This window comes from Mycolicibacterium thermoresistibile (assembly GCF_900187065.1).
GTDB lineage: Bacteria > Actinomycetota > Actinomycetes > Mycobacteriales > Mycobacteriaceae > Mycobacterium > Mycobacterium thermoresistibile.
The window spans coordinates 4,296,433-4,321,946 of the sequence record NZ_LT906483.1 but is presented as its reverse complement, the minus strand read 5'-3'; the positions used below and the strand labels follow the sequence as shown (position 1 = coordinate 4,321,946).

Here is a 25,514-nt window from a genome sequence, read left to right as displayed (position 1 = left end):
CGATCATCGGTGCGCAGGGGCGGGTCGTGACAGGGTTGCGGCGAGTTCCTCGACGGTTCGGCGCTGCCAGGTGAGGTAGTCGGTGTCGGCCGGCAGCGTCTCGGTGACGGAGACCACCGGCACCGACGCGCGCTCGGCGGCGGCCTCGATCTGACGGGTCGCCGGGGTCTCGGTCTGCGGGTTGCTCAACAGGGCCGAAACCTCGCCGGACTCGAGCAGATCGAGCATCGCGGCGACGTCCGCGGGGGAGGGGTCGGCGCCTTCCTCCACCGCCACCGCGAAGCCGGCCGGGGTGCGGTCCGAGATCCCCGCGTTGGCGAGCAGGTAGTAGGCCACCGGTTCGGTGCTCACCACCGACGCATCGGGGTGCTGCTCGCCGACGGCCCGTGCCGTGGCGGCGATCTCGCCGGCCTGCCGGGTGAACTCGGCGGCGTTGGCGCGGAAGTCGTCGGCGTGCTCGGGGTCGATCTCGGCGAGTTCCTCGGCGATGTTCTCGGCCACCGCCGCCGCCACATCGAGGTGGTAGAAGACGTGCTCGTTGGTGGCCGGTTCGTCGGCGGGCAGCAGCGCGAACGCGTCGACCACCCGGACGTCGGGCCGGCCGGCCAGCACCTCGGTGGCCCACCGGTCGTATCCGCCGCCGTTGTAGACGACGAGTGCGGCGTCGGTGAGCGCGGCCGCGTCGGCGGGGCTCGCCTCATAGGAGTGCGGATCGTGCTGCGGTCCGGAGATGATCGAGGTGACCGGCACATGGTCGCCGGCCACCGTGGCGGCCACACTGCCCCACACGTCGGTGGATGCGACGACGGTCGCAGCCCGGTGCTCCTGGTGGACGTCTCGGTCCTGTCCGCACGCGGCGCTTCCGAACGCCACGGCGCTCACCGCTACGACGGCGCAGAGGGCGCGCATCACTCTCCCAACTAATGAAAACGGTTTTCATTCACTGTAGCGCAGGGTAATACTAAACGCGCACCGCGAACAGTTCGGGAAAGCTCACCGGAGCCGGGCGACGGCCCGGAGGGTGGGGAGGCGCCGGAGAGCCGGGGGTCCGGCCGGCGACCCGCAGGGCTCAGACCTTGGGGTTCTTGCCGTCGCCGACGAGCAACCGCACAGCCAACTCCAGCCGTTTGCTCACGTCGGTGGCAGAGGCCCGGCGGGTCAGCCAGGCCAGCAGATTGGACAGCCAGACGTCGGAGATCACCCGGGCGATGTGGTACTGGTCCTCGGTGGGTTCGCCGTCGGCCATGGCGCGTGCGAACATCGAGTCCATCAGCCGGCCGACGTGATCAACCTCACCGGCGGCGGAGGCGTCGGCGAACACAAAAGCCCGCGTCATCGCCTCGGTCAGCAGCGGGTTGCGCTGCATGGCCCGGTTGAGCCGACTCACCATGAAGTTGAGCCGCTCATAGGGGGTGTCGCCCACCAGGGTGGAGCGGTCGGTCTTGGCGTCGATGCGCTCGAACTCCCGGCCCAGCGCCGACACCAGAAGGTGCACCTTGGACGGGAAGTACCGGTACAGCGTCCCCACCGCGACGTCGGCCCGCTCGGCCACCGCCCGCATCTGGACGGCCTCGTAGCCGCCCTTGGAGGCGATGGCCAGCGTGGCGTCCAGGATGCGCTTACGCCGCTCGCGCTGGGCCTCGGAGCCGAGCTCGGAGTCGGTGAGCACCGCGACGTTCGTCACCTGGCGCCCACGTGTGCGGCTGGTCCCGGTGGACCCGGAACCGGCACCGGTCGCGGCGGCGCCGTTGGTCTCCGACCCCGTCGAGTCCGACCCGCGCCCGGGGTTGGTGCCTGTTGATGACGACATCCGGCGGAAAGCTCCTTCATCTCGCGCGCCCGGTGAAAACGATACGCATGACGATGAGTTGTTCTCACCTTCGTGGTCCCGAGAACACCGGTGTGTCCAGCTGGCTTGGCATCGACTTGACTGCCACCCGCTGGCACTATTAGAACACGTTCTAGTGAGAAGCGCCGCCTTCTCGTCCCGACGCTAGGAGTCCACGGTGTCATCGACCACCACTGATGAGCAGTCCGCCGCCCGCGAGCTGGTCCGTAGCTGGGCAACGAGCGCCGGGACGGTGTCCGCGGTGCGTGAGGTCGAGCGTGGGCGCCCGGACAGCTGGCGCGGCCCGTTCGCCGGGTTCGCCGAGCTGGGCACGTTCGGCGTCGCCGTCGCCGAGGAACACGGCGGCGCCGGCGGCACCATCGCCGACCTGTGCGCGATGGTCGACGAGGCCGCGGCCGCGTTGGTGCCCGGGCCGGTCGCGACCACGGCGCTGGCCACCCTGACGGTGTCGGACCCCGAGCTGCTCGAGGCGTTCGCCGCCGGGCAGCGGACGGCCGGGGTCGCATTGGGCGGGGAGGTGCGCTTCGCGGACGGACGGGCCTCGGGCACCGTGCCGTATGTGCTGGGGGCCGATCCGGCCGGAGTGCTGCTGCTGCCGGCCGGGACGGCGGGCTGGGTGCTGGTCGACGCCGCCGCCGACGGTGTCACCCTGGAACCGCTGGAGGCGACGGACTTCTCCCGGCCGCTGGCCCGGGTCTCCCTCGATTCGGTTGCGGCCCAGCAGCTGTCGATCCCGTCCCAGCGGTTCGAGGATCTGGCGGCCACCGTGCTGGCCGCCGAGGCCGCGGGGATCAGCCGGTGGCTGCTGCACACCGCCACCGAGTATGCGAAGGTGCGTGAGCAGTTCGGCCAGCCGATCGGCCGCTTCCAGGCGGTCAAGCACATGTGCGCCGAGATGCTGCTGCGTTCGGAGCAGATCTCGGTGGCGGCGGCCGACGCCGCCCGCGCCGCGGCAGAGTACGACGACGACCAGTTGTCGATCGCCGCGGCGGTCGCGGCCGCCGCCGGGATCGACGCCGCACAGGCCAACTCCAAGGACTGCATCCAGGTGCTCGGCGGCATCGGCATCACCTGGGAACACGACGCGCACCTGTACCTGCGGCGGGCATACGGGATCGCCCAGTTCCTGGGCGGCCGGCCGCGGTGGCTGCGGCGGGTCGCGGCGTTGACTCAGCGGGGGGTACGCCGCGAACTGCGCATCGATCTGGAGTCCGTGGAGCATCTGCGGCCGGAGATCCGCAGCCTGGTCGCCGACGTCGCCGCCCTGCCGGTGGAGAAGCGCCAGGCCGCCCTCGCCGACGCCGGGCTGCAGGCGCCGCACTGGCCCAGGCCGTACGGCCGCGACGCCTCCCCGGCGGAGCAGCTGTTGATCGATCAGGAGCTGGCCGCCGCGGGGGTGGAGCGGCCGGACCTGGTGATCGGTTGGTGGGCGGTGCCGACGATCCTCTCGCACGGCAGCCCCGAGCAGATCGAGCGGTTCGTCTCGCCGACCCTGCGCGGCGAGCTGGAATGGTGCCAGTTGTTCAGCGAGCCGGGTGCGGGTTCGGACCTGGCCGCGCTGCGCACCAAGGCGGTTCGCGTCGACGGCGGCTGGCGCCTGACCGGCCAGAAGGTGTGGACCTCGGCGGCGCACAAGGCGGACTGGGGTGTGTGCCTGGCCCGCACCGACCCGGATGCGCCGAAACACAAGGGCATCACCTATTTCCTGGTGGACATGAAGTCGCCGGGCATCGAGATCCGCCCGCTGCGCGAGATCACCGGCGACGAACTGTTCAACGAGGTGTTCTTCGACGAGGTCTTCGTACCCGACGAGATGGTCGTCGGGCAGGTCAACGACGGCTGGCGGCTGGCCCGCACCACGCTGGCCAACGAACGGGTGGCGATGGCCCAGGGCACGGCGCTGGGTAATCCGATGGAGGAGTTGCTGCGCACCGTCACCGACCTCGAACTCGATGTGGCCGAACAGGATCGGCTGGGCGGCCTGATCGTGTCCGCCCAGGTCGGTTCGCTGCTCGACCAGCGCATCGCGCAGAAGGCGGTCGGCGGGCAGGATCCGGGCGCCGAGTCGAGTGCCCGCAAGCTGATCGGGGTGCGCCACCGCCAGGAGCTGTCCGAGTTCCGGATGGAACTGTCCGACGGCGCCGGCGTGGTGCACAACCCGACCGTGCACACCTTCCTCAACGCCCGCTGCCTGACGATCGCCGGCGGCACCGAGCAGATCCTGCTCACCCTCGCCGGCGAGCGGTTGCTCGGCCTGCCACGCTGAGCTGACCGCGCTCGGCCGTCAAATTCGTGTACCGGGGCCTGAGTGGGCTCGGTGATAATGATCGAATGACCCGGCTGGTGCTCTGGTGAGCGCGCTCGCCGCCTTCCTGACGACGTGGTCAGCGGCCCGCGCGACCTTCGGTGAGGGCACGCCCCGAACCGGTGAGCGCTTCGATCACAGTGCCCTGTTCCACCGGCTGCAGGCCGAGGCGCAAACCGCAGCGCCGGGGGACGTCTGGACCGGTACCGCCGCCGATGCCTACGGAGCGGTCAACTCCGAGATGATCGGGGTGCTCGGCGGGCTCGCTGCCCTCGACGTGCGGCTTCGCGCGCAGGTCGACAGCGCTGCCGAGGTCGTCTCGGCCGGTCGGCGCGACCTCGAGTCGATACGTCAGGCGGTGACCACCGCGGCCGCCGCATTACCCACCGGAACCGTCGGCGAGCGGATGCTGTGGCCGATCGTGGCGCAGGGTCTCGGCGAGATCACCGGTATCGTCCGGCGCAGCAGCGGTGATCTGAGCCAGATCGGCGCCGAGTTGACCCGGATCGGCGAGGAGTACCGGCAACTGAGCGAGCAGAAGTTCGGCGGCGGGTTGCCCGAGCAGCCGGCCGGCGAGGCGCCGGGAGAGGAACCCGAGCACGAGGATGAGGACCCGGCCGAAGCGGAACGGGACCGCCGGCTCGAGGAGATCATGCGGGATTACCAGGTCGGCGAGGATCCGGACGGAGTCATCGAGTGGAAGTCCGGCGGGCTGGTGGGCATGTTGACCGGTTCGAAAGAGATGACGGCCACCGAGGGTCGCATGATGGACGAACTGGGTCTGTTCGGTCAGCGTGATATGCAACAGATCGTTGAGCAGGCGAGGGAGGAAGCCAACAAGCGCTTCCCGCCGCCGGAGGGCAGAGAGATCGACAACCACAACGACGCCTTCCGCCATGCCTATTGGAATGCGCTGATGACACAGCGCTTCGGTGACGAGTGGGCCGAGAAGTTCGCCACCGCGCACGAGGGGATTCCGCGTAACTATGCCGCCAGTGAGGCGATGGACCTCTTCAACAACGAGGTGGGCCGCAACTTAGCGGTCGCCAACCCGGATGCCTCCAAGGATGAGCTTGCCGACCTCGTGGAGCAGGCGGTGCGCAACGGCGACACTGTGGTCGTCCGGCCGGACGGGCAGGGGCTGGAATGGAGTGACCGGATCACGCCGGAGTCGACCGGCGATTCGAGTAGGAGCGCTCCGGTCGATGGTCAGATACCGACTCCCGCTGGTCAGCCAAATCCACACGGAGGGTACGAGATCGGATGATGAGAGATTGCTGGTCGGTCAGATGACCGCTTCGAGAGGAGTTAGACATGGCGTTGGTTCGTGTCCTCATCGGTGCAGTGCTGTTCTGCGCATTGGTTGGGTGTGGCTTGATTAGGCCGTCGGCGGATATCACTTTCGGTCACCCACTCAACGGTGAGCTCGGCGAGGTGCTGGACAGCGGGCAGCCGGCCATGCTGCGGGATCTGACCGATTTCGACTGGGATGAAGTGCATCTGTTCAATGAGGGGGCGTCGCGGGACCGGGTCGAGCAGGTGGTCGGCGCGCCGGTACTGAAGGACAAGTACTGGGAGTCGTCGAGCAGTCTGTTGGTTTTCGAGAAGGACGGCTCGATCGTCAACGTGCTCAGCATCACCGGCGACTACCTGCGGGCCGACAAACCGACCTGGACGTCGGACGTGGCGGTCGTCCCGTGGGGTGCGGGTGCGCTGAGGCTGCAATGACCGGTCTGGGGCGTCATCGGTGGGTGCCGCGCTGGCTGATCGTGATCGTGCTCGCGCTCGCGGTGCAGGGCTGCGGTGTGATCGTCGCCGACGATCCGCTCGAGACAAAGCTCGGCGATCTGAAGGATCGCGGGCAGTCCGCACCGCTCCGCGACCTCACGGAGTTCGACTGGGACGAGGTACATCTGTTCAACGAGTACACCCGCCGTGAGGTGATCGAGGAACACGTGGGGCAGCCGGTGATCTCCGCCGACCGTCACCAGTCGGGCAGTCTGCTGGTGTTCGAGCTCGACGGTGAAGTTGTCAAGACGGTCACCGTATCCGGGGATTATCTGCGCGGCGACGAATTCAGCTACGGCCCGGAGGTGGACGTCGTCCCGTGGGGCGCCGGAGCCCTTCGTTTTGAGTGAGCTGAGGGTCTTGAGTGAGGCAGCTCAGCTGTAGGTCGTCTGCGCGCAGGCGTCCGGGGTGGTGATGTTCACGCCGTTGTACACCACCTGGATGTGTGAGCACACGATGTAGTCGGCGTCGGTCTTGGGCTGCCCGGTCTGCCAGTGCACGGTGCGGGTGGTGCCGGACAGCCGGTACTTCTCCACCGGGCCGGCGCCGAAATAGATCGTGGTGAACTCGATCGGCCCGATGCTCTTGAACATCCGGGTGTTCTCCCCGACGAAATGGGTGTCGCCCAGATAGTTCAACCGATCCATGGACCGCAGCGTGGTGGTCTGCCGGGCCCACAGATCCGGCGGGAACCCGGTCGGGCCGTCCGGGGTCAGCATGTTGGCCGACGCGGTGAAATGGCACTGGTTCTCGGCGAGCACACAGTTGGCGGTGGTGTGCACTTCGACGCTCCCCCCGGGAACCGGGAACGACACGTGTGCGGTGTCGATCGCGGCCGATGCGGGGGCGGCGGGCGTGATCAGGGCCAGCGTCAACCACGTGGCCGCCGACAGTGCCCAGACTCCGGCGAACTGCCTCACAGATGCTCCCTTCGTGGGCCGAATGCTAGCCGGGGCCTACTCGTCGTAGGTGACTTCGACGGAATCCGAGAGCGGCCGGGCCTGACACCCCAGGATCAGACCCTCGTCTAGGTCGGACTGCTCGAGCACGTCGTTGACCTCCATCTCGACCTCACCGCTCTTCTTGACGACGGCGCATGCGCCGCAGTGACCTTCGCGGCACGAGAACGGCGCGTCGAGGCCCTTGTCGAGCAGCACGTCGAGCAGTTTGGCGCTGCGCGGCCAGGTGACCTCATGGGTCTGACCGTCGAGGGTGACGATCGCGGTGGCCGGACCCTCGCCGCCCTCGCCGGCTTCGTCGTAGTCGACGACGACCGTCGCGAACGGATCGGACTCCAGCGATTTGAAGACCTCGATGTGGATGCGGTCGGCGGGTGCGCCGACGTTGGTGAGCGCCTCCTCGGCGGCGGCCATGAACGGTGCGGGACCGCAGATGAACGCGTCATGGGCGGCGTACGGGCGGACCAGCCCGGTCAGCGCGGCGACCGTCGGCAGACCCTGCACCGACTCCAGCCAGTGCACGACCGTGAGCCGGTCGGGATACTTGGCCGCCAGATCCCGCAGCGCCGCGCTGAAGATGACCGAGTTCTCGTCGCGGTTGGCGTAGACCAGCACCACCTGACCGGAACCCTCGGCGAGCGCCGATTTGCAGATCGCCATCATCGGCGTGATGCCGCTGCCGGCGGCGAGCAGCAGGAAGTCCGCGTCCAGCGATTTGGGCACGAAGGTGCCCGACGGCGCCAGCACATGGATGCGCATGCCCGGATGCGCGTTGTCGCACAACCAGTTGGACGCATAGCCGTCCTCGGTGCGTTTGACGGTCACCGTCATCGGATCACCGGTGAACGGTGAGCTGCACAGCGAATAGCACCGTGCCACCGAACCGGTCCGGTCACTGGGCACCCGTAGGGTGAGAAACTGTCCGGGCGCGTAGCGCAGGCGTTCGGGCGGAATGTCGACGCCGTCGGGCACCGTGAACACCAGCGACCGGGCGTCCGCGGTTTCCTCGACGACCTCGGCCACCTGCAATTCGAGCACGTGGCTCCCGAGTGGTTCGTCGGTCACGTCGGCGACACTCCTTCCTGCGATAACTAGAACAGGTTACAGAATTGCGATTGCGCTGGTCTAGCCGCTGCAGGAACGCGCTTCTCGACACGAATCGTAACGTGTTCTAATCTCAGTCCTAGGTCCGTACTCCCCGGGAGGCAATCCGTGACGTCTATTGAACAGCGCGATGTGCAGGCTGTGTTGGCCGGTATCGACGACTTGTTGCCGCGACTGCGGGAACGGGCCGCCAAGACCGAGGAACTGCGCCGTCTGCCTGACGAAACCGTCGAGGAACTGGAGGAGATCGGGTTCTTCAAGCTGCTGCAGCCCGAACAGTGGGGCGGTATGCAGTGCGATCCCACCCTGTTCTACGAGGCCGTGCGGCGGCTGGCCAGCGCCTGCGGGTCCACCGGCTGGGTGGCCTCGATCATCGGGGTGCACAACTGGCATCTGGCGCTGTTCGACCAGCAGGCCCAGGAGGACGTCTGGGGTGACGACCCGTCGGTGCGGGTGTCGTCCTCCTACGCGCCGATGGGTTCCGGTCAGGTCGTGGACGGCGGCTACCTGGTCAGCGGGGCCTGGCAGTGGTCCTCCGGATGCGACCACGCCACCTGGACGTTCGTCGGCGGGCCGGTGATCAAGGACGGCCGGCCGGTCGACTTCGGCAGCTTCCTGATCCCCAACACCGACTACACGATCGACGATGTCTGGCATGTGGTCGGGCTGCGCGGCACCGGCAGCAACACGATCGTCGTCAAGGACGTCTTCGTGCCCCGGCACCGGTTCCTGTCCTACAAGGCGATGAACGACGGCACCGCCGGCGGCTATCGGACCAACACCGCGCCGGTGTACAGGATGCCTTGGGGCACCGTGCATCCCACCACCATCTCGGCGCCCATCGTCGGGATGGCCTACGGCGCCTACCAGGCGCACGTCGAACATCAGGGCAAGCGGGTGCGGGCGGCCTACGCCGGTGAGAAGGCCAAGGACGACCCGTTCGCCAAGATCCGGATCGCCGAGGCGGCCAGCGACATCGACGCCGCCTGGCGGCAGCTGATCGGCAATGTCGGCGACGAGTACGCGCTGCTGAAGGCCGGTAAGGAGATCCCGTTCGAGCTGCGGGCCCGCGCCCGGCGCGACCAGGTGCGCGCCACCGGCCGCGCGATCGCCTCGATCGACCGGCTGTTCGAGGCCTCCGGCGCGACGGCGCTGCAGAACACCGCGCCGATCCAGCGGTTCTGGCGTGACGCGCACGCCGGCCGGGTGCACGCCGCCAACGATCCGGAACGCGCCTACCTGATCTTCGGCAACCACGAGTTCGGCCTGCCGCCCCAGGACACGATGGTTTAGACGGGGACCTGATGACTTCCTACATCCAAGAAGCCGAGAACCAGGTCGAGATCACCTTCGAGTCGACGTCCCGTTACGCCGAGGTGAAGGCCGGCGACCGGGATATGCGGTTGCACTACCACGAGGCCGGGATCGGCCACGCGCAGAAGGTGGTGCTGCTGCACGGCGGCGGGCCGGGCGCGTCGAGCTGGTCCAACTTCGGCCGCAACATCGCCGTGCTGGCCCGGCACTTCCACGTGATCGCGGTGGATCAGCCCGGGTACGGCCACTCCGACAAGCACACCGAACACGAGCAGTACAACCGCTACAGCGCCACGGCCCTGCTGGCGCTGTTCGACCACCTCGGCATCGAACGCGCCGATCTGGTCGGCAACTCGCTGGGCGGCGGGACCGCGGTGCGGTTCGCGCTGGACCACCCGAAGCGGGCCGGGCGGCTGGTGCTGATGGGTCCCGGCGGTCTGAGCGTGAACATGTTCGCGCCGGATCCGACCGAGGGCGTCAAACTGCTGGCCCGGTTCAACGCCGAACCCACCCGTGAGAACCTCGAGGCGTTCCTGCGGATCATGGTCTACGACCAGAGCCTGATCACCGAGGAACTGATCGACGAGCGGTTCGCGATCGCCGCCACGCCGGAGTCGCTGGCCGCCACCCGGGCCATGGGCAAATCGTTCATGGGTCCCGATTTCGAGCTCGGCATGATGTGGCGCGACGCGTACAAGCTGCGGCAACGGGTACTGCTGATCTGGGGTCGTGAGGATCGGGTCAACCCGCTCGACGGCGCGCTGGTGGCGCTCAAACAGATCCCCCGGGTGCAGCTGCACGTCTTCGGGCAGTGCGGTCACTGGGCTCAGGTGGAGAAGTTCGACGAGTTCAACCGCCTCACGATCGACTTCCTGGAAGATGGCGCCAAGGAGGCGAAGTCATGAGCATCCGGTCTCTGGGCTACCTGCGTATCGAGGCCACCGATGTCGCCGCGTGGCGGGAGTACGGGCTGAAGGTCCTCGGCATGGTCGAGGGCAAGGGGCCCACCGAGGGTGCGCTGTACCTGCGGATGGACGAGTTCCCGGCCCGCCTGGTGATCGTGCCCGGTGAACGGGACCGGTTGCTGGAGTCCGGCTGGGAGTGCGCGAACGCCGAGGGGCTGCAGGACGTCCGCAGCCGGCTGGAGGCCGCCGGGGTGCCGTACAAGGAGGGCACCGCCGCCGAGCTGGCCGACCGCCGGGTGGTGGAGCTGATCCGCTTCCAGGATCCGTCCGGCAACACCCTGGAGGCCTTCCACACCGTGGCGCTGGAGCACCGCCGGGTGGTGAGCCCGTACGGCCACCGGTTCGTCACCGGTGAGCAGGGTCTGGGCCACGTCGTGTTGACCACCCGCGACGACGCGGAGTCGCTGCGCTTCTACCGCGATGTGCTCGGCTTCTACCTGCGCGACTCGATGCGGCTGCCACCGCAGCTGGTCGGGCGGCCGGCCGACGGGGAGCCGGCGTGGCTGCGGTTCTTCGGCTGCAACCCGCGCCACCACAGCCTGGCGTTCATGCCCGGGGAGACGCCCAGCGGCATCGTCCACCTGATGGTCGAGGTGGAGAACTCCGACGACGTCGGGTTGTGCCTGGACCGCGCGCTGCGGCGCAAGGTGCCGATGTCGGCGACGCTGGGCCGGCACGTCAACGACAAGATGCTGTCGTTCTACATGAAGACGCCCGGCGGCTTCGACGTCGAATTCGGCTGTGAGGGGCTGCAGGTCGACGACGAGGAGTGGGTCGCCCGGGAGTCGACCGCGGTGAGCCTGTGGGGCCACGACTTCAGCATCGGTTTCAAGGGCTGATGGTGCGGTGACCGCCGAGGCGATCGATCAGCGCACCTTCCGCAGGGTGCTCGGGCAGTTCTGCACCGGGGTCACCATCATCACCACGGTGCACGAGGGCAACCCGGTCGGCTTCGCCTGTCAGTCGTTCGCGGCGCTGTCACTGGACCCGCCGCTGGTGTTGTTCTGTCCGACCAAGGTGTCGCGGTCCTGGAAGGCGATCGAGGCCAGCGGCCGGTTCTGCGTCAACATCCTGCACGAGAAGCAGCAGCACGTCTCGGCGCGGTTCGGATCGCGGGAACCGGACAAGTTCGCCGGTATCGACTGGCGGCCCTCGGATCTGGGATCGCCGATCATCGACGGCTCGCTGGCCCACATCGACTGCACCGTGCACGACGTACACGACGGCGGTGACCACTTCGTGGTGTTCGGCAAGGTGCACGGGCTGTCGGAGGTGCCGGAACGCAAGCCGCGCCCGCTGCTGTTCTACCGCGGTGAATACACCGGGATCGAACCGGAGAAGAACACCCCGGCGCAGTGGCGTGACGATCTCGAGGCGTTCTTGACCGCGACCACGGCGGACACCTGGTTGTGACGACCGGCACCCTCGCTGCCCCGGCGGCGGGGCGCCGTGAGTACTCTCTCTGCGCATGCGGGAGAGATTGCGGTGAGCGCACCGGCGTCCGGACTCAAGCGGGTGGTCGCGGCCTCGATGGCCGGCACCGTGGTGGAGTGGTACGAGTTCTTCCTCTACGGCACGGCCGCGACCCTGGTCTTCAACAAGGTCTTCTTCGCCCAGGGCGACAACGAGCTCGACGCGATCCTGGCGGCGTTCGTCACCTATGCCGTCGGGTTCGTCGCCCGCCCGCTCGGCGGGGTGGTGTTCGGCCACTTCGGCGACAAGTACGGCCGTAAGAAGCTGCTGCAGTTCAGCATCCTGCTGGTCGGTGCGGCGACCTTCCTGATGGGATGTCTGCCCACCTTCGGCCAGATCGGCTACTGGGCGCCGACGCTGCTGGTGCTGCTGCGCTTCGTGCAGGGCTTCGCGGTCGGTGGGGAGTGGGGCGGCGCGGTGCTGCTGGTCGCCGAGCACAGCCCGAACGACCGCCGCGCGTTCTGGTCCAGCTGGCCGCAGGCGGCGGTGCCGGTCGGCAACATGCTGGCCACCGTGGTGCTGCTGGTGCTGACCACCACGCTGCCGGAGTCGGCGTTCCTGTCGTGGGGGTGGCGGGTCGCGTTCTGGCTGTCGGCGGTGGTGGTTCTGATCGGCTACTACATCCGCACCAAGGTCAGCGACGCCCCGATCTTCCTGGCCGTCCAGCAGGAGGTCGAGCAGGCCAGATCCACCTCGTACGGCGTGGTCGAGGTGCTGCGGCGCTATCCGCGCGGGGTGCTCACCGCGATGGGGCTGCGGTTCGCCGAGAACATCATGTACTACCTGGTGGTCACGTTCTCGATCACCTATCTCAAGGTGCACGTCGGCGCCGACACCAGCGACATCCTGTGGTATCTGATGGCCGCGCATGCGGTGCACTTCGTGGCGATCCCCACCGTCGGCCGGCTGGCCGACGAATTCGGGCGGCGCCCGGTCTACCTGGTCGGCACGCTGGCCGCGGGGGCCTGGGGGTTCATCGCGTTCCCGATGATGAACAGCGCCAACTACGTGATCATCACCGGCGCGGTGGTGCTCGGGTTGATCGCCCACGCGTTCATGTACGCACCGCAGCCGGCGCTCATGGCCGAGATGTTCCCGACCCGGATGCGCTACTCCGGGGTGTCCGTCGGCTATCAGGTGACCGCGATCGTCGCCGGTTCGATGGCGCCGATCATCGCGGTGCGACTGCTGGACGTGTACTCCTCGGCGGTGCCGATCGCGCTGTATCTGGCGGGCGCGGCGGTGGTGACGCTGATCGCGCTGGCCTTCACCCGGGAGACCAACGGCATCGACCTGGCCGGGGTGGACCGCGCCGACGCGGAGGAGAGCGCGCGGCTGCTGAGGGCGGCGCAGACGTGACGGCGCTGGTCGGGCGGACGGCGTTGGTCACCGGCGGGGCCGGCGGGATCGGGGCCGCCTGTGCCCGGGAGCTCGCCGATCTCGGCGCGACCGTCACCGTGGCCGACGTCGACGAGGTGGGCGCCGCCGAGGTGGCCGCCGCGATCGGCGGGGCCGCCTGGCACCTGGATCTGCTCGACCGCTCGGCGCTGCACGATCTGCGACTCGACATCGACATCCTGGTGAACAACGCCGGCGTCCAGCACGTCGACCCGGTCACCGAGTTCCCGCCCGATCAGTTCCGGGACATGTTGACGCTCATGGTGGAGGCGCCGTTCCTGCTGATCCGCGCGGCGCTGCCGTACATGTTCGAGCGCGGGTTCGGCCGGATCGTCAACATCTCCTCGGTGCACGGGTTGCGGGCATCGGAGTACAAGGCCGCCTACGTCACCGCCAAACACGCCCTGGAGGGCTTGTCCAAGGTGACCGCACTGGAGGGCGGCCCGCACGGCGTCACCAGCAACTGTGTGAACCCCGGCTATGTCCGCACTCCGTTGGTCACCAGGCAGATCGCCGATCAGGCTCGCGCCCACGGCATTTCCGAAGGCGAGGTGCTCGAGCAGATCCTGTTGAAGGAGAGCGCCATCAAACGCCTCATCGAACCGGATGAGGTCGCCTCACTGGTCGGCTGGCTGGCCTCCCCGGACGCCGGCATGGTCACCGGCGCGTCCTACACCATGGACGGCGGCTGGAGCGCCCGCTGACCCACGGCCGGCCGTGACCGTCAGGCCGCTCTACGCCAGCCATCCGCCGATGCGGCGCAGCGCCTCCTCGATGTCGCTGGTCGCCCCCGCGAACGAGAACCGGACGAAGCGATCGCCGTGCACGGTGTCGAAGTCGATCCCGGGCGCGATGGCCACCCCGGTATCGGCCAGTAGTTTCGAGCAGAACTCGATCGAGTCCTCGGTGTAGCGCGAGACGTCGGCGTACACATAGAACGCGCCGTCGGCGGGGGCGAGCCGGTCGATGCCCAGCGACCGCAGCCCGTCGATGAGCAGCCGCCGATTGGTGGCGTAGTGGTCGAGCAGCGCCTCGGCCTCGGCGATTGATTCGGGATGGAACGCCTCGACCGCCGCCACCTGCGCGAGCGCCGGCGGGCAGATGGTGAAGTTGCCGGTCAGCCGGTCCACCGCGCGGAGCAACGCCGGCGGTACCAGCAGCCAGCCCAGCCGCCAGCCGGTCATCGCGAAGTACTTGGAGAAGCTGTTGACGACGACGGCCTCGCGCGAGGTCTGCCAGGCGCAGCTGGTCTCGGGCGCCCCGGGGTACACCAACCCGTGGTACACCTCGTCGCTGATCAGCCGCACGTCGTTGTCCTCGCACCACCGCGCGATCGCGGCGAGTTCCTCGGGCGGGATGACGGTGCCGGTGGGGTTGGCCGGGCTCGCCACGATCACGCCGCGCACCGGCGGGTCGAGTTCGGCCAGCATCCGGGCCGTCGGCTGGAACCGGGTCTGCGGACCGCACTGGAGCTCGACCACCTCGCAGCCCAGCGCGGACAGGATGTTGCGGTAGCACGGGTACCCGGGGCTGGCGATCGCCACCCGGTCGCCGACGTCGAAGCAGGCCAGAAACGCCAGCAGGAATCCGCCCGAGCTGCCGGTGGTGATGACGACCTCGTCGGCGCCGACCGACAACCCGTACCGGCTCTGGTACCCGGCGGCGATCGCCTCGCGCAGTTCGGGAATGCCCAGCGCCACGGTGTAGCCGAGTTGATTGCGCTCCAGCGTGGCCGCCGCGGCGGCGCGCACCGGGGCGGGGGCGCCGGCGCTGGGCTGTCCGGCGGACAGGTTCACCAGATCGCCGTGGCTGCGCTGCCGTTCGGCGGCGGCCAGCCACACATCCATCACGTAAAAGGGTGGGATGCCCGCCCGCAGGGCGGTGCGATCGTTCATGTGTTCCAGGCTAGAGGATTTCGGATTCCAGCCGCCGCAGGTGTTCGCGCGGCGGGCCGAACAGCTGGGCGCTGCCGTGCGCCCGTTTGAAGTACAGCTGGATGTCGTGTTCCCAGGTGATCGCGATACCGCCGTGCATCTGCACGGCCTCGGCCGCCACCGCGCTGAAGGTCTCGCTGGCGCTGAACCGGGCCAGCGCCGCGGACGTGGCCGACGGTTCGGCGATCGCCTCGTCGACCACCGCCCGGGTGGACTGCACCCGCACGTACAGGTCGGCCATCCGGTGCTTGAGCGCCTGGAAGCTGCCGATCGGCCGGCCGAACTGCACCCGCTCCTTGGTGTAGTCGACGGTCAGCTGCAGACAGCGTTCCGCCGCCGCGATCTGCTCGGCGGCCAGCAGGAGCGCCGCGGTGTCGGCCAGGCCCGGATCGGCGCCGATGTCGGTGGTCTCACCGGGCGTCACCCTGGCCAGCCGGCGCGTCGGATCCATCGTCTGATGCGGTTCGACGGTGCAGCCGGTCCAGCGGGTCAACCGTTCGCCGTCGGCGGCGATGATCACCTCGGCGACGTCGCCGTTGACGACGTAGTCCGGGTCGAAGACGACCGCGCCGATCGACGCGCCCGCGGCGAGCGCCTCCAGCGCGTCGGCGTCGGGACTGTCGGAGGCCAGCAGCGCGAGCTCGGCCAGGGTGGTACCGAACAGCGGGGTGGGCACCAGGTTGCGGGCGAGCTCGCCGAGCACCACCGCGGCGTCCCCGAGTTCACCGCCGGCGCCGCCGAAGTCCTCGGGCACCACCAGGGCGGCGGCGCCCACCTGTTCGCACAGCAGCTGCCACAGCGATTCGTCATATCCGCGCTCGGAGGCCATCGCCTCCCGCACCGCGGCCGATGTCGCGTGCTTGTCCACCAGCGTGGCGACGGTGTCGCGCAGCAGATCTCGTTCTTCGCTCATGAGATGCCTTCCAGTACCCGGCGCCGGTGGGTGGTCGGATCCCCCCACGCCGTACGCAGCGCCTGGACCCGCAGCAGCCACAACGACAGGTCGTGTTCGGCGGTGAACCCGATGGCGCCGTGGGTCTGCAGCGAGGACCGGGCCGCCAGCAGCGCGGCCTCACCGGCGGCGACCTTCGCGGCGCTGACATCCCGGGCGGTGTCCGGGGAGGCTTCCTCTTTCCGGCCGGCCAGCGACAGCGCCGCGCCGTACACCAGCGGGCGGGCCAGTTCGACCGCGATGTGCACGTCGGCGAGTTTGTGTTTGATGGCCTGATAGCTGCCGATCACGTTGCCGAACTGGCTGCGCTGTTTGGCGTAGTCGACGGACATGTCGAGCATGGCCTGGGCGGCACCGATGAGTTGTGCGGCGGTGCCCAGCGCCCCGAACTCGAACGCCCGGCCGGTGTCGGCGCTGTGGGTGACGCCGGTCCCGTTGACGTCGAACAGCTTTCGGCTGGGATCGACCGACTCGTGCGCCGCGCCGGCGGTGGCGTCCTGCACCTGCCCGTCGGCGGCCAGCAGGATCAGCCCGGCGGTGTCGGCGTCGACGGCCCGCGGGGTGTGCGGTGGCGCCGCGACGGTGGCGATCAGCTCGCCGGCGGCCAGCGCCGGGTAGCGGTCCGCCTCCTGCGCCGAGCCGGCCAGGAGCACCGGCGCCACCGCGATGGATTCGGTCACCGGTCCGGGAACACACCACCGGCCCAGCCGTTCCAGCGCGACCACCAGGTCGACCGGATGTGCCTCGATACCGTCGAAACGTTCCGGCACCATCAGGGCGGTGACACCCAATTCGCCCAGTTGGAACCAGATCTTGCGGCCGGGTGAGGCATCCCCCTCGGCCCAGGCCCGCACCGCCGCGGGCACGTCGGCGGCCGACAGCGCGGCGTCGATGCTGGCCGCGAAGTCTCGCTGCTGCTCGTCGAGTTCAAAATTCACGTCGGTTTACTTTCGGGCAGTCTATTTGCGGGGGAGTCCGAGCAGCCGCTCGGCGATGATGTTGCGCTGGATCTCGTTGGTGCCGGCGTAGATCGGGCCGCCGAGCGCGAACAACAGACCGTCGGTCCAGGAGTAGCCGTCCTCGTCGCGGTCGGCGGAGTCGGCCAGTTCGGCGTCCGGGCCACGCAGGTCCAGCGCGGTCTGGTGCAGCGCGACGTCCAGCTCCGACCAGAACACCTTGGTCACCGACGATTCCGCGCCCAGCTCACCGCCGCGGGCCAGCCGGCTCACGGTTCCGAAGGTGTGCAGCCGGTAGGCCTGCGCCTTGATCCAGGCGTCGGCAACCCGCTCCTCGAACGCCGGGTCGGGGTTCTGTTTCCACAGCCGCACCAGCCGTTCGGCCGGCGCCAGGAAGCGCGCCGGGCTGCGCAGCGACATGCCGCGTTCGTTGCTCGACGTGCTCATCGCGGCGCGCCAACCCTCGTTGACCTCGCCGATCACATCGTTGTCGGGCACGAACACGTTGTCGAGGAAGATCTCGCCGAACCCGGTGTCACCACCGAGTTGGGCGATCGGCCGCACCGTCACCCCGTCGGCCCTGAGGTCGAACATGAAGTAGGTCAGGCCCTTGTGGCGCTGCGCCTGCGGGTCGGAGCGGAACAGGCCGAAGGCGCGTTCGCCGAACACCGCCCGCGAACTCCAGATCTTCTGTCCGTTGAGCAGCCAGCCGCCGTCGGTCTTGGTCGCCGTCGAGCGCAGTGACGCCAGATCGCTGCCCGACTCCGGCTCGGACCAGGCCTGAGCCCAGATCTCCTCGCCGGTGGCCATTTTCGGCAGCACCCGGTCGAGTTGCTCCTCGGTGCCGTGGGCGAACAGGGTGGGCGCCAGCATCGAGGTGCCGTTGGCGCTGGCCCGTCCCGGCGCGCCGGCCCGGAAGTACTCCTCCTCGAACACCACCCACTGCAGCAGCGTCGCGTCGCGGCCGCCGTACTTCTCCGGCCAGGTGATGACGCTCAGCCGCGCGTCATAGAGCACCCGGTCCCACTGGCGGTGCTGCTCGAAACCCTCGGCGGTGTCATAGGACTTGGTGGGGAACCATTTCCGGTTGTTCGCCAGGAATTCGCGGACCTCGGCCCGGAACTCCTCGGTGGCGTCGTCGATGTGCAGATCCATGTCAGGCTCTCTCCCTCAGCAGCGGCTTGACCACCTTGCCGCCCGGATTGCGGGGCAACGCGTCGAGGAACTCCACCGAGCGCGGCACCTTGAAATTCGCCAGATGCTGCTTGCAGTAAGCGATCACAGCCTGTTCATCCAGTGTCGCACCGGGTCTGCGCACGACGAACGCCTTGCCGACTTCGCCCAGCCGTTGATCGGGCACGCCGATGACCGCGGCCTCGGCGACGCCGTCGAGGCGGGCCAGGACCTGTTCGACCTCGGCGGGGTAGACATTGAACCCGCCGCAGATGTACATGTCCTTGAGCCGGTCGGTGATGGTCAGGTTGCCGCGTTCGTCGACCTTGCCGACGTCGCCGGTGTGCAGCCAGCCGTCGGCGTCGATGGCGGCGGCGGTGGCCTCCGGGTCGTCGAGGTAGCCCAGCATCACGTTGGGGCCGCGCAGCAACACCTCACCGGTGCCGTCCTCGGCCGGATTGTCGATGCGCAGCTCGAAGCCGGCGATCGGGCGGCCGCAGGTGGTGGCCACCGTGACCGCGTCGTCCTCGGGCCGGCACATGGTGCCGAAACCGCTGGCCTCGGTGAGGCCGTAGGCGGTCAGCACGATGTCGATGTCCAGCTCGGACTGCATCCGCTCGATCAGCACGACCGGCACCACCGCGGCGCCGGTCACTGCGAACCGCAGCGAACTCAGGTCGTACTCACCGCGTTTCGGGTGGTCGAGGATGGTCTGGTAGATCGTCGGCGGCCCGGGCAGCACGGTGATGCGGTGCTCGGCGACCGCCCGCATCGCCTGCTCCGGATCGAAGGTCAGCTGCGGGTACAGCGTCGCCCCGGTCTGGATGCAGGCCAGGATGCCGGCCTTGTAGCCGAAGTTGTGGAAGAACGGGTTGATGCACAGGTAGCGGTCGTCGCTGGACAGGCGCCCGCACTCCGCCCAGGCGGCCGAGGCGTCCAGCGACTGCCGGTGCGCGCACAGCGCGCCCTTGCTGCGGCCGGTGGTGCCGGAGGTGAACAGGATGTCGGACACGTCGTCCGGGCGCACCGCCGCGGCGCGGGCGTCGACCTCGGCCAGCGCGGCGCCGGACATCGAGCCGCCGGCGATGAACTCGTCCCAGGTGCCGTCCGGCTTGTCGACGGGGATGCGCACGATCCGGCGCAGCGCCGGCAGCGCGTCGCGGTCGAGATCGGCGGTCTTGTCCGCGCCGAGGAACTCACCCGCGGCCACCAGCAGCGGTGCGCCGGTGCGGGCCAGCACGTCGGCGGCCTCGCTGGCGGTGTAGCGGGTGTTGAGCGGCACCATGACCGCCCCGGCGTAGTGGGTGGCCAGACACGCCACCACCCAGTGCCAGGTGTTGGGCGCCCACAGCGCGACCCGGTCGCCGGGCGCGATGCCCGCGGCGATCATCGCGGCCGCGGCCCGGCGCACCTCGGCGCGCAGTTCGGCGTAGCTGAACCGGCGCGCTTCGGCGCCGCCGGTCGCGGCGGTCACCAGCGCATCGTGGTCGGGAAGCCGCTCGGCGGCCCGGTCGAGAACTGCGGGGATGGTTCTCATAGCCTTCCCTCGCTCGGGGTTCGGCCCCTGATCATCGACGCTCCTAACAAAGCAAGTGCTTGGTAGGTTAGCCTACAAGGGTGATAGAGGTCCATGAGTTCCGGGCTGAGGTCCGTCAGTGGCTGGCCGACAATCTGGTCGGCGAATACGCCGCGCTCAAGGGGCTGGGCGGACCTGGTCGCGAGCACGAGGCGTTCGAGGAACGCCTGGAATGGAATCGCAAGCTCGCCGCCGCCGGGCTGACCTGTCTGGGCTGGCCGGTCGAGCACGGCGGTCGCGGGCTGAGCGTCGCACACCGGGTGGCGTTCTACGAGGAGTACGCCCTGGCCAATGCTCCGGCCAAGGTGAACCACCTCGGTGAGGAACTGCTCGGTCCGACGCTGATCGAGTACGGCACACCGGAGCAGCAGCAGCGCTTCCTGCCGCGCATCCTCGACGTCACCGAACTGTGGGCGCAGGGCTATTCGGAACCCGGCGCCGGCAGCGACCTGGCGAATGTGTCCACCACCGCGGTGCTCGACGGCGATCAGTGGGTGATCAACGGTCAGAAGGTGTGGACCTCGCTGGCGCACTGGGCGCAGTGGTGCTTCGTGGTGGCCCGCACCGAGAGGGGCTCCAAACGCCACCACGGCCTGTCCTATCTGCTGGTGCCGCTGGACCAGCCGGGCGTGGAGATCCGCCCGATCGTCCAGCTCACCGGCGACTCGGAGTTCAACGAGGTGTTCTTCGACAACGCCCGCACCGACGCCTCCATGGTGGTCGGCGAGCCCGGTGACGGCTGGCGGGTCGCGATGGGCACGTTGACCTTCGAGCGCGGGGTGTCGACGTTGGGTCAGCAGATCCAGTACCGCCGCGAACTCGAGGGCGTGGTGGAACTCGCCAAACGCACCGGCGCGATCGACGATCCGTTGATCCGTGAACGCCTGACCCGGTCCTGGGTGGGGCTGCGCACCATGCGGTCGTATGCGCTGGCGACCATGGACGACGAGCGGCCCGGACAGGACAACATCTCGAAACTGTTGTGGGCCAACTGGCATCGCGAGCTCGGGGAGATCGCGATGGACGTGGTCGGGATGGCCGGGCTGACGCTGACCGACGGTGACTTCGACGAATGGCAGCGGCTGTACCTGTTCTCCCGGTCGGACACCATCTACGGCGGGTCCAACGAGATTCAGCGCAACATCATCGCCGAGCGGGTGCTCGGCCTACCGAGGGAACCAAAAGGGTGACGACGGATCTTTCGCAAGCACCGAAGGAGATCGACGGCCACGGTCTGCTGACCGGCAAGGTGGTGGTGGTGACCGCGGCCGCCGGCACCGGTATCGGGTCGGCCGTGGCCCGCCGCGCGCTGCTGGAGGGCGCCGACGTGCTGATCTCCGATCACCATGAACGCCGGCTCGGCGAGACCCGCGAGCAGCTCGCGGCGCTCGGCCTGGGCCGGGTGCACAGCGCGGTGTGCGATGTGACGTCGACGGAGCAGGTCGACGCGCTGATCGCCACCGCGGCCGAGCAGATGGGCCGGCTCGACGTCCTGGTGAACAACGCCGGGCTGGGCGGCTCGACGCCGGTCATCGACATGACCGACGAGGAGTGGGACCGGGTCCTCGACGTCACCCTCACCTCGGTGATGCGGGCGACCCGGGCCGCGCTGCGGTATTTCCGCGATGCCGGTCACGGCGGGGTGATCGTCAACAACGCCAGTGTGCTGGGGTGGCGGGCGCAGCACTCGCAGTCGCACTACGCCGCCGCCAAGGCCGGTGTGATGGCGCTGACCCGGTGCAGCGCGATCGAGGCGGTCGAGTACGGGGTGCGGATCAACGCGGTCTCGCCCAGCATCGCGCGGCACAAGTTCCTGGAGAAGACCAGCTCGGCGGATCTGCTGGACCGGCTGGCCGACCAGGAGGCGTTCGGCCGTGCCGCCGAACCGTGGGAGGTCGCGGCCACCATCGCGTTCCTGGCCAGCGATTACTCCAGTTACCTGACCGGCGAAGTCATCTCCGTGTCGAGCCAGCACCCATGACGAACTCCGGTCCGCCGACCCGCCGCGACGAACTGCTCGAGCTCGCCGCGCAGATGTTCGCCGAGCGTGGCCTGAAGGCCACCACGGTGCGCGACATCGCCGATTCGGCGGGCATCCTGTCCGGCAGCCTGTACCACCATTTCGCCTCCAAGGAGGAGATGGTCGACGAGGTGCTGCGCGGCTTCCTGGACTGGCTGTTCGACCGGTACCGGTCGATCGTGGAGACCGAACCCAATCCGCTGGAACGGTTCAAGGGCCTGTTCATGGCGTCGTTCGAGGCGATCGAACACCGGCACGCCCAGGTGGTCATCTATCAGGACGAGGCCAAACGGTTGTCGTCGCAGCCGCGGTTCGCCTATGTGGAACAACGCAACCGCGAACAGCGCAAGATGTGGGTGGACGTGCTCACCCAGGGCATCGAAGAGGGCTACTTCCGCTCCGATATCGACGTCGACCTGGTGTACCGGTTCATCCGTGACACCACCTGGGTTTCGGTGCGCTGGTACCGGCCCGGCGGACCGCTGACGGCCGAAGAGGTCGGTCGGCAGTACCTGTCCATTGTCCTCGGCGGCATCACCGCCGGAGCGAACTAAGAGGAGATCCCATGGCTGTGTCCGAGGCCTACGTCATCGACGCCGTGCGCACGCCGACCGGCAAGCGCAACGGCTCGCTGGCGGCATTGCATCCGATCGACCTGGGGGTGCACGCGTTCCGCGGCATCTTCGACCGCAATGACGTCGACCCGGCCGCGGTCGACGACGTGGTGGTCGGCTGTGTCGACGCGATCGGCGGTCAGGCCGGCAACATCGGCCGGTTGATGTGGCTGGCCGCCGGCTATCCGGAGGAGGTGCCGGGGGTGACGGTGGACCGCCAGTGCGGTTCCAGCCAACAGGCGATCTCCTTCGGCGCGCAGGCGATCATGTCCGGGACCGCCGACATCATCCTGGCCGGCGGTGTGCAGAACATGAGCCAGATCCCGATCTCCTCGGCGATGATCGTCGGCAAGGAGTTCGGGTTCACCTCGCCGACCAACGAGTCGAAGTACTGGCTGCACCGGTACGGCGATCAGGAGATCTCGCAGTTCCGCGGCGCGGAGATGATCGCCGAGCGGTGGGAGATCAGCCGGGAGGACATGGAGCGGTACGCGCTGACCAGCCATGAGCGGGCGCTGGCCGCGATCCGCGCCGGGCGGTTCGACAACGAGATCATCGGGGTCCCGGTCGACGGTGGCGAGTTCCGCATCGACGAGACCCCGCGGGAGACGTCGCTGGAGAAGATGGCGGCGCTGCCGACGCTGACCGAGGGCGGCCGGATGACCGCGGCGGTGGCCAGCCAGATCTCCGACGGCGCCAGCGCCGTGCTGCTGGCCTCGGAGAAGGCGGTCAAGGAGCACAAACTGAAGCCGCGCGCCCGCATCCACCACATCAGCGCCCGCGGCGACGACCCGGTGCTCATGCTGACCGGCCCGATCCCGGCGACCCGCTACGCCCTGGAGAAGACCGGGCTGTCGATGGACGACATCGACGTCGTGGAGATCAACGAGGCGTTCGCGCCGGTGGTCATCGCCTGGGAGAAGGAGCTGAAGGTCGACCACGCCAAGGTCAACCCGAACGGCGGGGCGATCGCGCTCGGGCATCCGCTGGGCGCGACCGGCGCCAAACTGTTCGCCACCATGCTCAACGAGCTGGAACGCACCGGCGGTCGCTACGGTCTGCAGACGATGTGTGAGGGCGGCGGCACCGCCAACGTCACCATCATCGAACGCCTCTGACTGTCCCCCTCACTGCCGCGAGCGTGCGTGTCTGCGGCCGACACGCCGAGTTGGCGCGCGATTTCACGCACGCTCGCGGCGCGGGAGGCAGCCAGGCTGCGAGGTGCACGGCCCGGGAAATTGGTGTGACTCGCCTCGCGAGTGCCCGGGTAGTATCTGATCGGAGTGCATGTTTGCTGTAGATCTTTTGGACGCAAGCGAGGTCTTATCTATGCCGCTCGTGTCACGAGGACACCGATCGACGCCGCCGCCCATGGAGGTGAATCCTCAAGATTTGCTTGATTCGGCAGATCAGTCGAGCGCCACGCCCGCAAACTCAAGACGGCACACGACGCCGCGCACACGCTGATGGAGGCGGCGCAAGCGGGTTGGGCAGGACGCTCAGCGGTGGCACTGCAAAGCCTTGTCGCAAAATGGCGAGCCGGCACAGCTGCCATGACCACTGATTTGTCGGGGCATGCCGAAGCGCTGCGCACCGCCGGGCTGGCCTATCGGGACACCGATGCGCGCGCTGCGGAAGCAGTCGCGCAAGCCGGCGTCGAACTAGACGCGTTTGGCGCGCAGCGGTAAAGGGCCATGTCGATCACGGTCGCCGACATCGACCGATGGAACGTCGCCGACCTGCGTGCAGTGTTTGACGCCGCGAAACAACGCGGTGGGGCCGCCCATGATGCGGCTGGCGGTATCGCATTTCTGCCGGCGTTCGAAAGTTGGGTTGGGCAAGCGTCCGATGCGGCCTACGAGGCCACCACCCGACGCCGTAGCGCACTGGGCGCCCAAGGCGAGGAATCAGCGGCAGTTTCTCGTGCTGTCAAGCTGGGTGCCGACGGTGTGGAGGCGGTGAAGAACAAGCTCGCCGAGCTGCGGGAGCAGGCCGCCCAGCTAGGTATGCAGCTCAACGCTGCGGGGACGGCGTTTGAGCGTGCGCCGGGTTCGATGATCGACGCGTCGCAGATTTCAGCGGCCAGACTGATGTTGCAGCCGGCGCTGAATGATCTCCTCGCCGATGCCAATGCGGTCGACGAGCAGCTCACCGATGTCATCAACGTCGTTCTTGGTGAGGAGCGCGGTGACCGGACGATTCAAGCAGTTGATCTTCGGACCTGGAAAGAGTCGCCAGGATCGGCCGAGGCTGAAAGCAACCGGCGCCGAAACGAGATCGACGCTTTCACGGAGGTCTTTGGGCGAGAGCCGTCGTCGGCGGCGGATTGGACGACGGCCGCTGCTCTTGATCCGCACAGCTATGATCCGATGTACCAAGGTGTCGACGCTGAAATCCGAGTGGCAGAGATCGAGCCGGTACCAGGCCAAGGTGTGGTCCGAGTGTCGCAATGGATCGAACAACGCGATGTGACAGGCTTCCCCCCACACAAGCGGGACCTCGGGAACAACAGGACGGCCGACCCGAACTTCGATCCGGCGGATACAAAAGTTACCACCTACATCGACTACGAAAACGGCCTTGTCGTGGTGCGACAGAACCCATCGGTGGAACTAAACAGCGACGGAGGGCCTGGCGAAGTGAAGATTGGCGTGCCAGAGGCGGTGATACAACAGAACGGCGACGGGGCGGTTCGCGTCAAATACGAGGCAGGTAACCCATTCGCTCCATGGCCTTCTTCGAGTCCTCCGTGGCCGCTAGAGGATAACCCTTGGACAGTCAATGGTGACCTCGTGTTCACTCCCACAGAAAACGGCATTCGAGTCGACGGTACGCGCACGAACTATCCATCAATGGAAGTTTATCAAGACCTGCCCAACGGTACGACGAAGACAGTTCTCATCGATCCTGCGGAGTCTGGGCGCTCGTGGGGACCAATGGCGAATCTTCCTCGTCACCACGATGTCGGAATAGGTGGAAGCGCATTCGAACCGTTCGATACCGGTGGCGGGTGGAACGCCAAGTACGATGTGCGTGTTCCGTTGCCGTCTACCGAGTTGGGGCCGACAGACGACCCGCCTACTGTTCCAGTTTCACCCAGTCCGCCGCAACCGGGGGTAGTCCAATTTTAGCCA

At 68.2% G+C, this 25,514-nt stretch carries 24 protein-coding genes and 1 pseudogene; 16 read left to right on the top strand and 9 right to left on the bottom strand.

Annotation, left to right across the window (positions count from 1 at the left end):
* Positions 1-3: 3 nt before the first annotated feature.
* A complete protein-coding gene (locus tag CKW28_RS20425) occupies positions 4-909 on the bottom strand; it encodes a metal ABC transporter solute-binding protein, Zn/Mn family (RefSeq protein ID WP_040546594.1) in 906 nt (301 codons plus the stop codon).
* 160 nt (positions 910-1,069) lie between these two features.
* Entirely contained in the window at positions 1,070-1,810 is a 741-nt protein-coding gene (kstR, locus tag CKW28_RS20420) for a cholesterol catabolism transcriptional regulator KstR (RefSeq protein WP_003925049.1), read from the bottom strand.
* 196 nt (positions 1,811-2,006) lie between these two features.
* On the opposite strand from kstR, the gene CKW28_RS20415 reads away from it, so the two are divergent.
* The 4 genes from CKW28_RS20415 (at position 2,007) to CKW28_RS20400 (ending at position 6,292) form a co-directional block, all read left to right on the top strand.
* Complete coding sequence (locus CKW28_RS20415) at positions 2,007-4,115, top strand: acyl-CoA dehydrogenase family protein (RefSeq protein ID WP_040546592.1); 2,109 nt, start codon at positions 2,007-2,009, stop codon at positions 4,113-4,115.
* 85 nt (positions 4,116-4,200) lie between these two features.
* Entirely contained in the window at positions 4,201-5,421 is a 1,221-nt protein-coding gene (locus CKW28_RS23950) for a DUF6973 domain-containing protein (RefSeq protein WP_003925047.1), read from the top strand.
* Between the two features lie 107 nt (positions 5,422-5,528).
* Positions 5,529-5,882 carry a hypothetical protein gene (locus CKW28_RS20405; protein ID WP_234785009.1) on the top strand — a complete coding sequence of 118 codons (354 nt, stop codon included), beginning with the start codon at positions 5,529-5,531 and terminating at the stop codon, positions 5,880-5,882.
* 23 nt (positions 5,883-5,905) lie between these two features.
* Positions 5,906-6,292 carry a hypothetical protein gene (locus tag CKW28_RS20400; protein ID WP_003925045.1) on the top strand — a complete coding sequence of 129 codons (387 nt, stop codon included), beginning with the start codon at positions 5,906-5,908 and terminating at the stop codon, positions 6,290-6,292.
* A gap of 24 nt (positions 6,293-6,316) precedes the next feature.
* Here the strand turns inward: CKW28_RS20400 and CKW28_RS20395 are convergent, their stop codons facing one another.
* Positions 6,317-6,862, bottom strand: a complete 546-nt coding sequence (locus CKW28_RS20395; RefSeq protein WP_003925044.1) for a hypothetical protein — start codon at positions 6,860-6,862, stop codon at positions 6,317-6,319.
* Between the two features lie 36 nt (positions 6,863-6,898).
* On the bottom strand, positions 6,899-7,966 hold the full coding sequence (locus CKW28_RS20390) for a ferredoxin--NADP reductase (RefSeq protein ID WP_003925043.1): 1,068 nt from the start codon (positions 7,964-7,966) through the stop codon (positions 6,899-6,901).
* Positions 7,967-8,113: 147 nt separating this feature from the next.
* Here CKW28_RS20390 and hsaA point away from each other — a divergent pair, with 147 nt between their 5' ends.
* From hsaA to CKW28_RS23940, 6 genes are all read left to right on the top strand, one after another.
* The gene (gene hsaA / locus CKW28_RS20385) at positions 8,114-9,298 is read left to right on the top strand and encodes a 3-hydroxy-9,10-secoandrosta-1,3,5(10)-triene-9,17-dione monooxygenase oxygenase subunit (RefSeq protein WP_040546588.1); all 1,185 of its coding nucleotides are present in this window, start codon (positions 8,114-8,116) and stop codon (positions 9,296-9,298) included.
* A gap of 11 nt (positions 9,299-9,309) precedes the next feature.
* Complete coding sequence (hsaD, locus tag CKW28_RS20380) at positions 9,310-10,224, top strand: 4,5:9,10-diseco-3-hydroxy-5,9,17-trioxoandrosta-1(10),2-diene-4-oate hydrolase (protein WP_003925041.1); 915 nt, start codon at positions 9,310-9,312, stop codon at positions 10,222-10,224.
* Positions 10,221-11,123: an iron-dependent extradiol dioxygenase HsaC gene (gene hsaC / locus CKW28_RS20375; RefSeq protein ID WP_003925040.1), complete on the top strand. Its 903-nt coding sequence runs from the start codon at positions 10,221-10,223 to the stop codon at positions 11,121-11,123. The genes hsaD and hsaC overlap by 4 nt, the downstream gene beginning before the upstream one ends.
* A 7-nt stretch (positions 11,124-11,130) precedes the next feature.
* Positions 11,131-11,697, top strand: a complete 567-nt coding sequence (gene hsaB / locus CKW28_RS20370; RefSeq protein WP_003925039.1) for a 3-hydroxy-9,10-secoandrosta-1,3,5(10)-triene-9,17-dione monooxygenase reductase subunit — start codon at positions 11,131-11,133, stop codon at positions 11,695-11,697.
* 117 nt (positions 11,698-11,814) lie between these two features.
* The gene (locus tag CKW28_RS23945; RefSeq protein WP_085975117.1) at positions 11,815-13,116 is read left to right on the top strand and encodes an MFS transporter; all 1,302 of its coding nucleotides are present in this window, start codon (positions 11,815-11,817) and stop codon (positions 13,114-13,116) included.
* Positions 13,113-13,859 (top strand): 3-hydroxybutyrate dehydrogenase, encoded by a 747-nt coding sequence (locus CKW28_RS23940; protein WP_003925037.1) that lies wholly within the window; start codon positions 13,113-13,115, stop codon positions 13,857-13,859. The genes CKW28_RS23945 and CKW28_RS23940 overlap by 4 nt, the downstream gene beginning before the upstream one ends.
* Positions 13,860-13,889: 30 nt before the next feature.
* On the opposite strand, the gene CKW28_RS20355 is transcribed toward CKW28_RS23940, so the two are convergent.
* The 5 genes from CKW28_RS20355 to fadD3 are packed head-to-tail and all read right to left on the bottom strand — an operon-like array spanning position 13,890 to position 19,707.
* The gene (locus tag CKW28_RS20355; protein WP_003925036.1) at positions 13,890-15,050 is read right to left on the bottom strand and encodes a pyridoxal phosphate-dependent aminotransferase; all 1,161 of its coding nucleotides are present in this window, start codon (positions 15,048-15,050) and stop codon (positions 13,890-13,892) included.
* A gap of 10 nt (positions 15,051-15,060) precedes the next feature.
* A complete protein-coding gene (gene ipdE2 / locus CKW28_RS20350; RefSeq protein WP_003925035.1) occupies positions 15,061-16,002 on the bottom strand; it encodes an acyl-CoA dehydrogenase IpdE2 in 942 nt (313 codons plus the stop codon).
* Positions 15,999-16,979 carry an acyl-CoA dehydrogenase family protein gene (locus CKW28_RS20345; protein ID WP_003925034.1) on the bottom strand — a complete coding sequence of 327 codons (981 nt, stop codon included), beginning with the start codon at positions 16,977-16,979 and terminating at the stop codon, positions 15,999-16,001. Before CKW28_RS20345 ends, ipdE2 begins: the two co-directional genes overlap by 4 nt.
* A gap of 21 nt (positions 16,980-17,000) precedes the next feature.
* A complete protein-coding gene (locus tag CKW28_RS20340; RefSeq protein WP_003925033.1) occupies positions 17,001-18,152 on the bottom strand; it encodes an acyl-CoA dehydrogenase family protein in 1,152 nt (383 codons plus the stop codon).
* A gap of 1 nt (position 18,153) precedes the next feature.
* On the bottom strand, positions 18,154-19,707 hold the full coding sequence (fadD3, locus tag CKW28_RS20335; RefSeq protein ID WP_003925032.1) for a 3-((3aS,4S,7aS)-7a-methyl-1,5-dioxo-octahydro-1H-inden-4-yl)propanoate--CoA ligase FadD3: 1,554 nt from the start codon (positions 19,705-19,707) through the stop codon (positions 18,154-18,156).
* An 80-nt stretch (positions 19,708-19,787) separates the two neighbouring features.
* Here fadD3 and ipdE1 point away from each other — a divergent pair, with 80 nt between their 5' ends.
* The 6 genes and pseudogenes from ipdE1 (at position 19,788) to CKW28_RS23695 (ending at position 25,511) form a co-directional block, all read left to right on the top strand.
* Entirely contained in the window at positions 19,788-20,936 is a 1,149-nt protein-coding gene (ipdE1, locus tag CKW28_RS20330; RefSeq protein WP_003925031.1) for an acyl-CoA dehydrogenase IpdE1, read from the top strand.
* Positions 20,933-21,727: a (5R,7aS)-5-hydroxy-7a-methyl-1-oxo-2,3,5,6,7,7a-hexahydro-1H-indene-carboxyl-CoA reductase gene (gene ipdF / locus CKW28_RS20325; RefSeq protein ID WP_003925030.1), complete on the top strand. Its 795-nt coding sequence runs from the start codon at positions 20,933-20,935 to the stop codon at positions 21,725-21,727. Before ipdE1 ends, ipdF begins: the two co-directional genes overlap by 4 nt.
* Positions 21,724-22,320, top strand: a complete 597-nt coding sequence (gene kstR2, locus CKW28_RS20320) for a TetR family transcriptional regulator KstR2 (RefSeq protein ID WP_003925029.1) — start codon at positions 21,724-21,726, stop codon at positions 22,318-22,320. The genes ipdF and kstR2 overlap by 4 nt, the downstream gene beginning before the upstream one ends.
* A 17-nt stretch (positions 22,321-22,337) precedes the next feature.
* A complete protein-coding gene (fadA6, locus tag CKW28_RS20315; protein WP_003925028.1) occupies positions 22,338-23,498 on the top strand; it encodes a steroid 3-ketoacyl-CoA thiolase FadA6 in 1,161 nt (386 codons plus the stop codon).
* Between the two features lie 303 nt (positions 23,499-23,801).
* Positions 23,802-24,068, top strand: a pseudogene (locus tag CKW28_RS20310) (WXG100 family type VII secretion target); the annotation flags it as partial.
* A gap of 6 nt (positions 24,069-24,074) precedes the next feature.
* Entirely contained in the window at positions 24,075-25,511 is a 1,437-nt protein-coding gene (locus CKW28_RS23695) for an Rv0964c family protein (RefSeq protein ID WP_131588024.1), read from the top strand.
* Positions 25,512-25,514 lie beyond the last annotated feature (3 nt).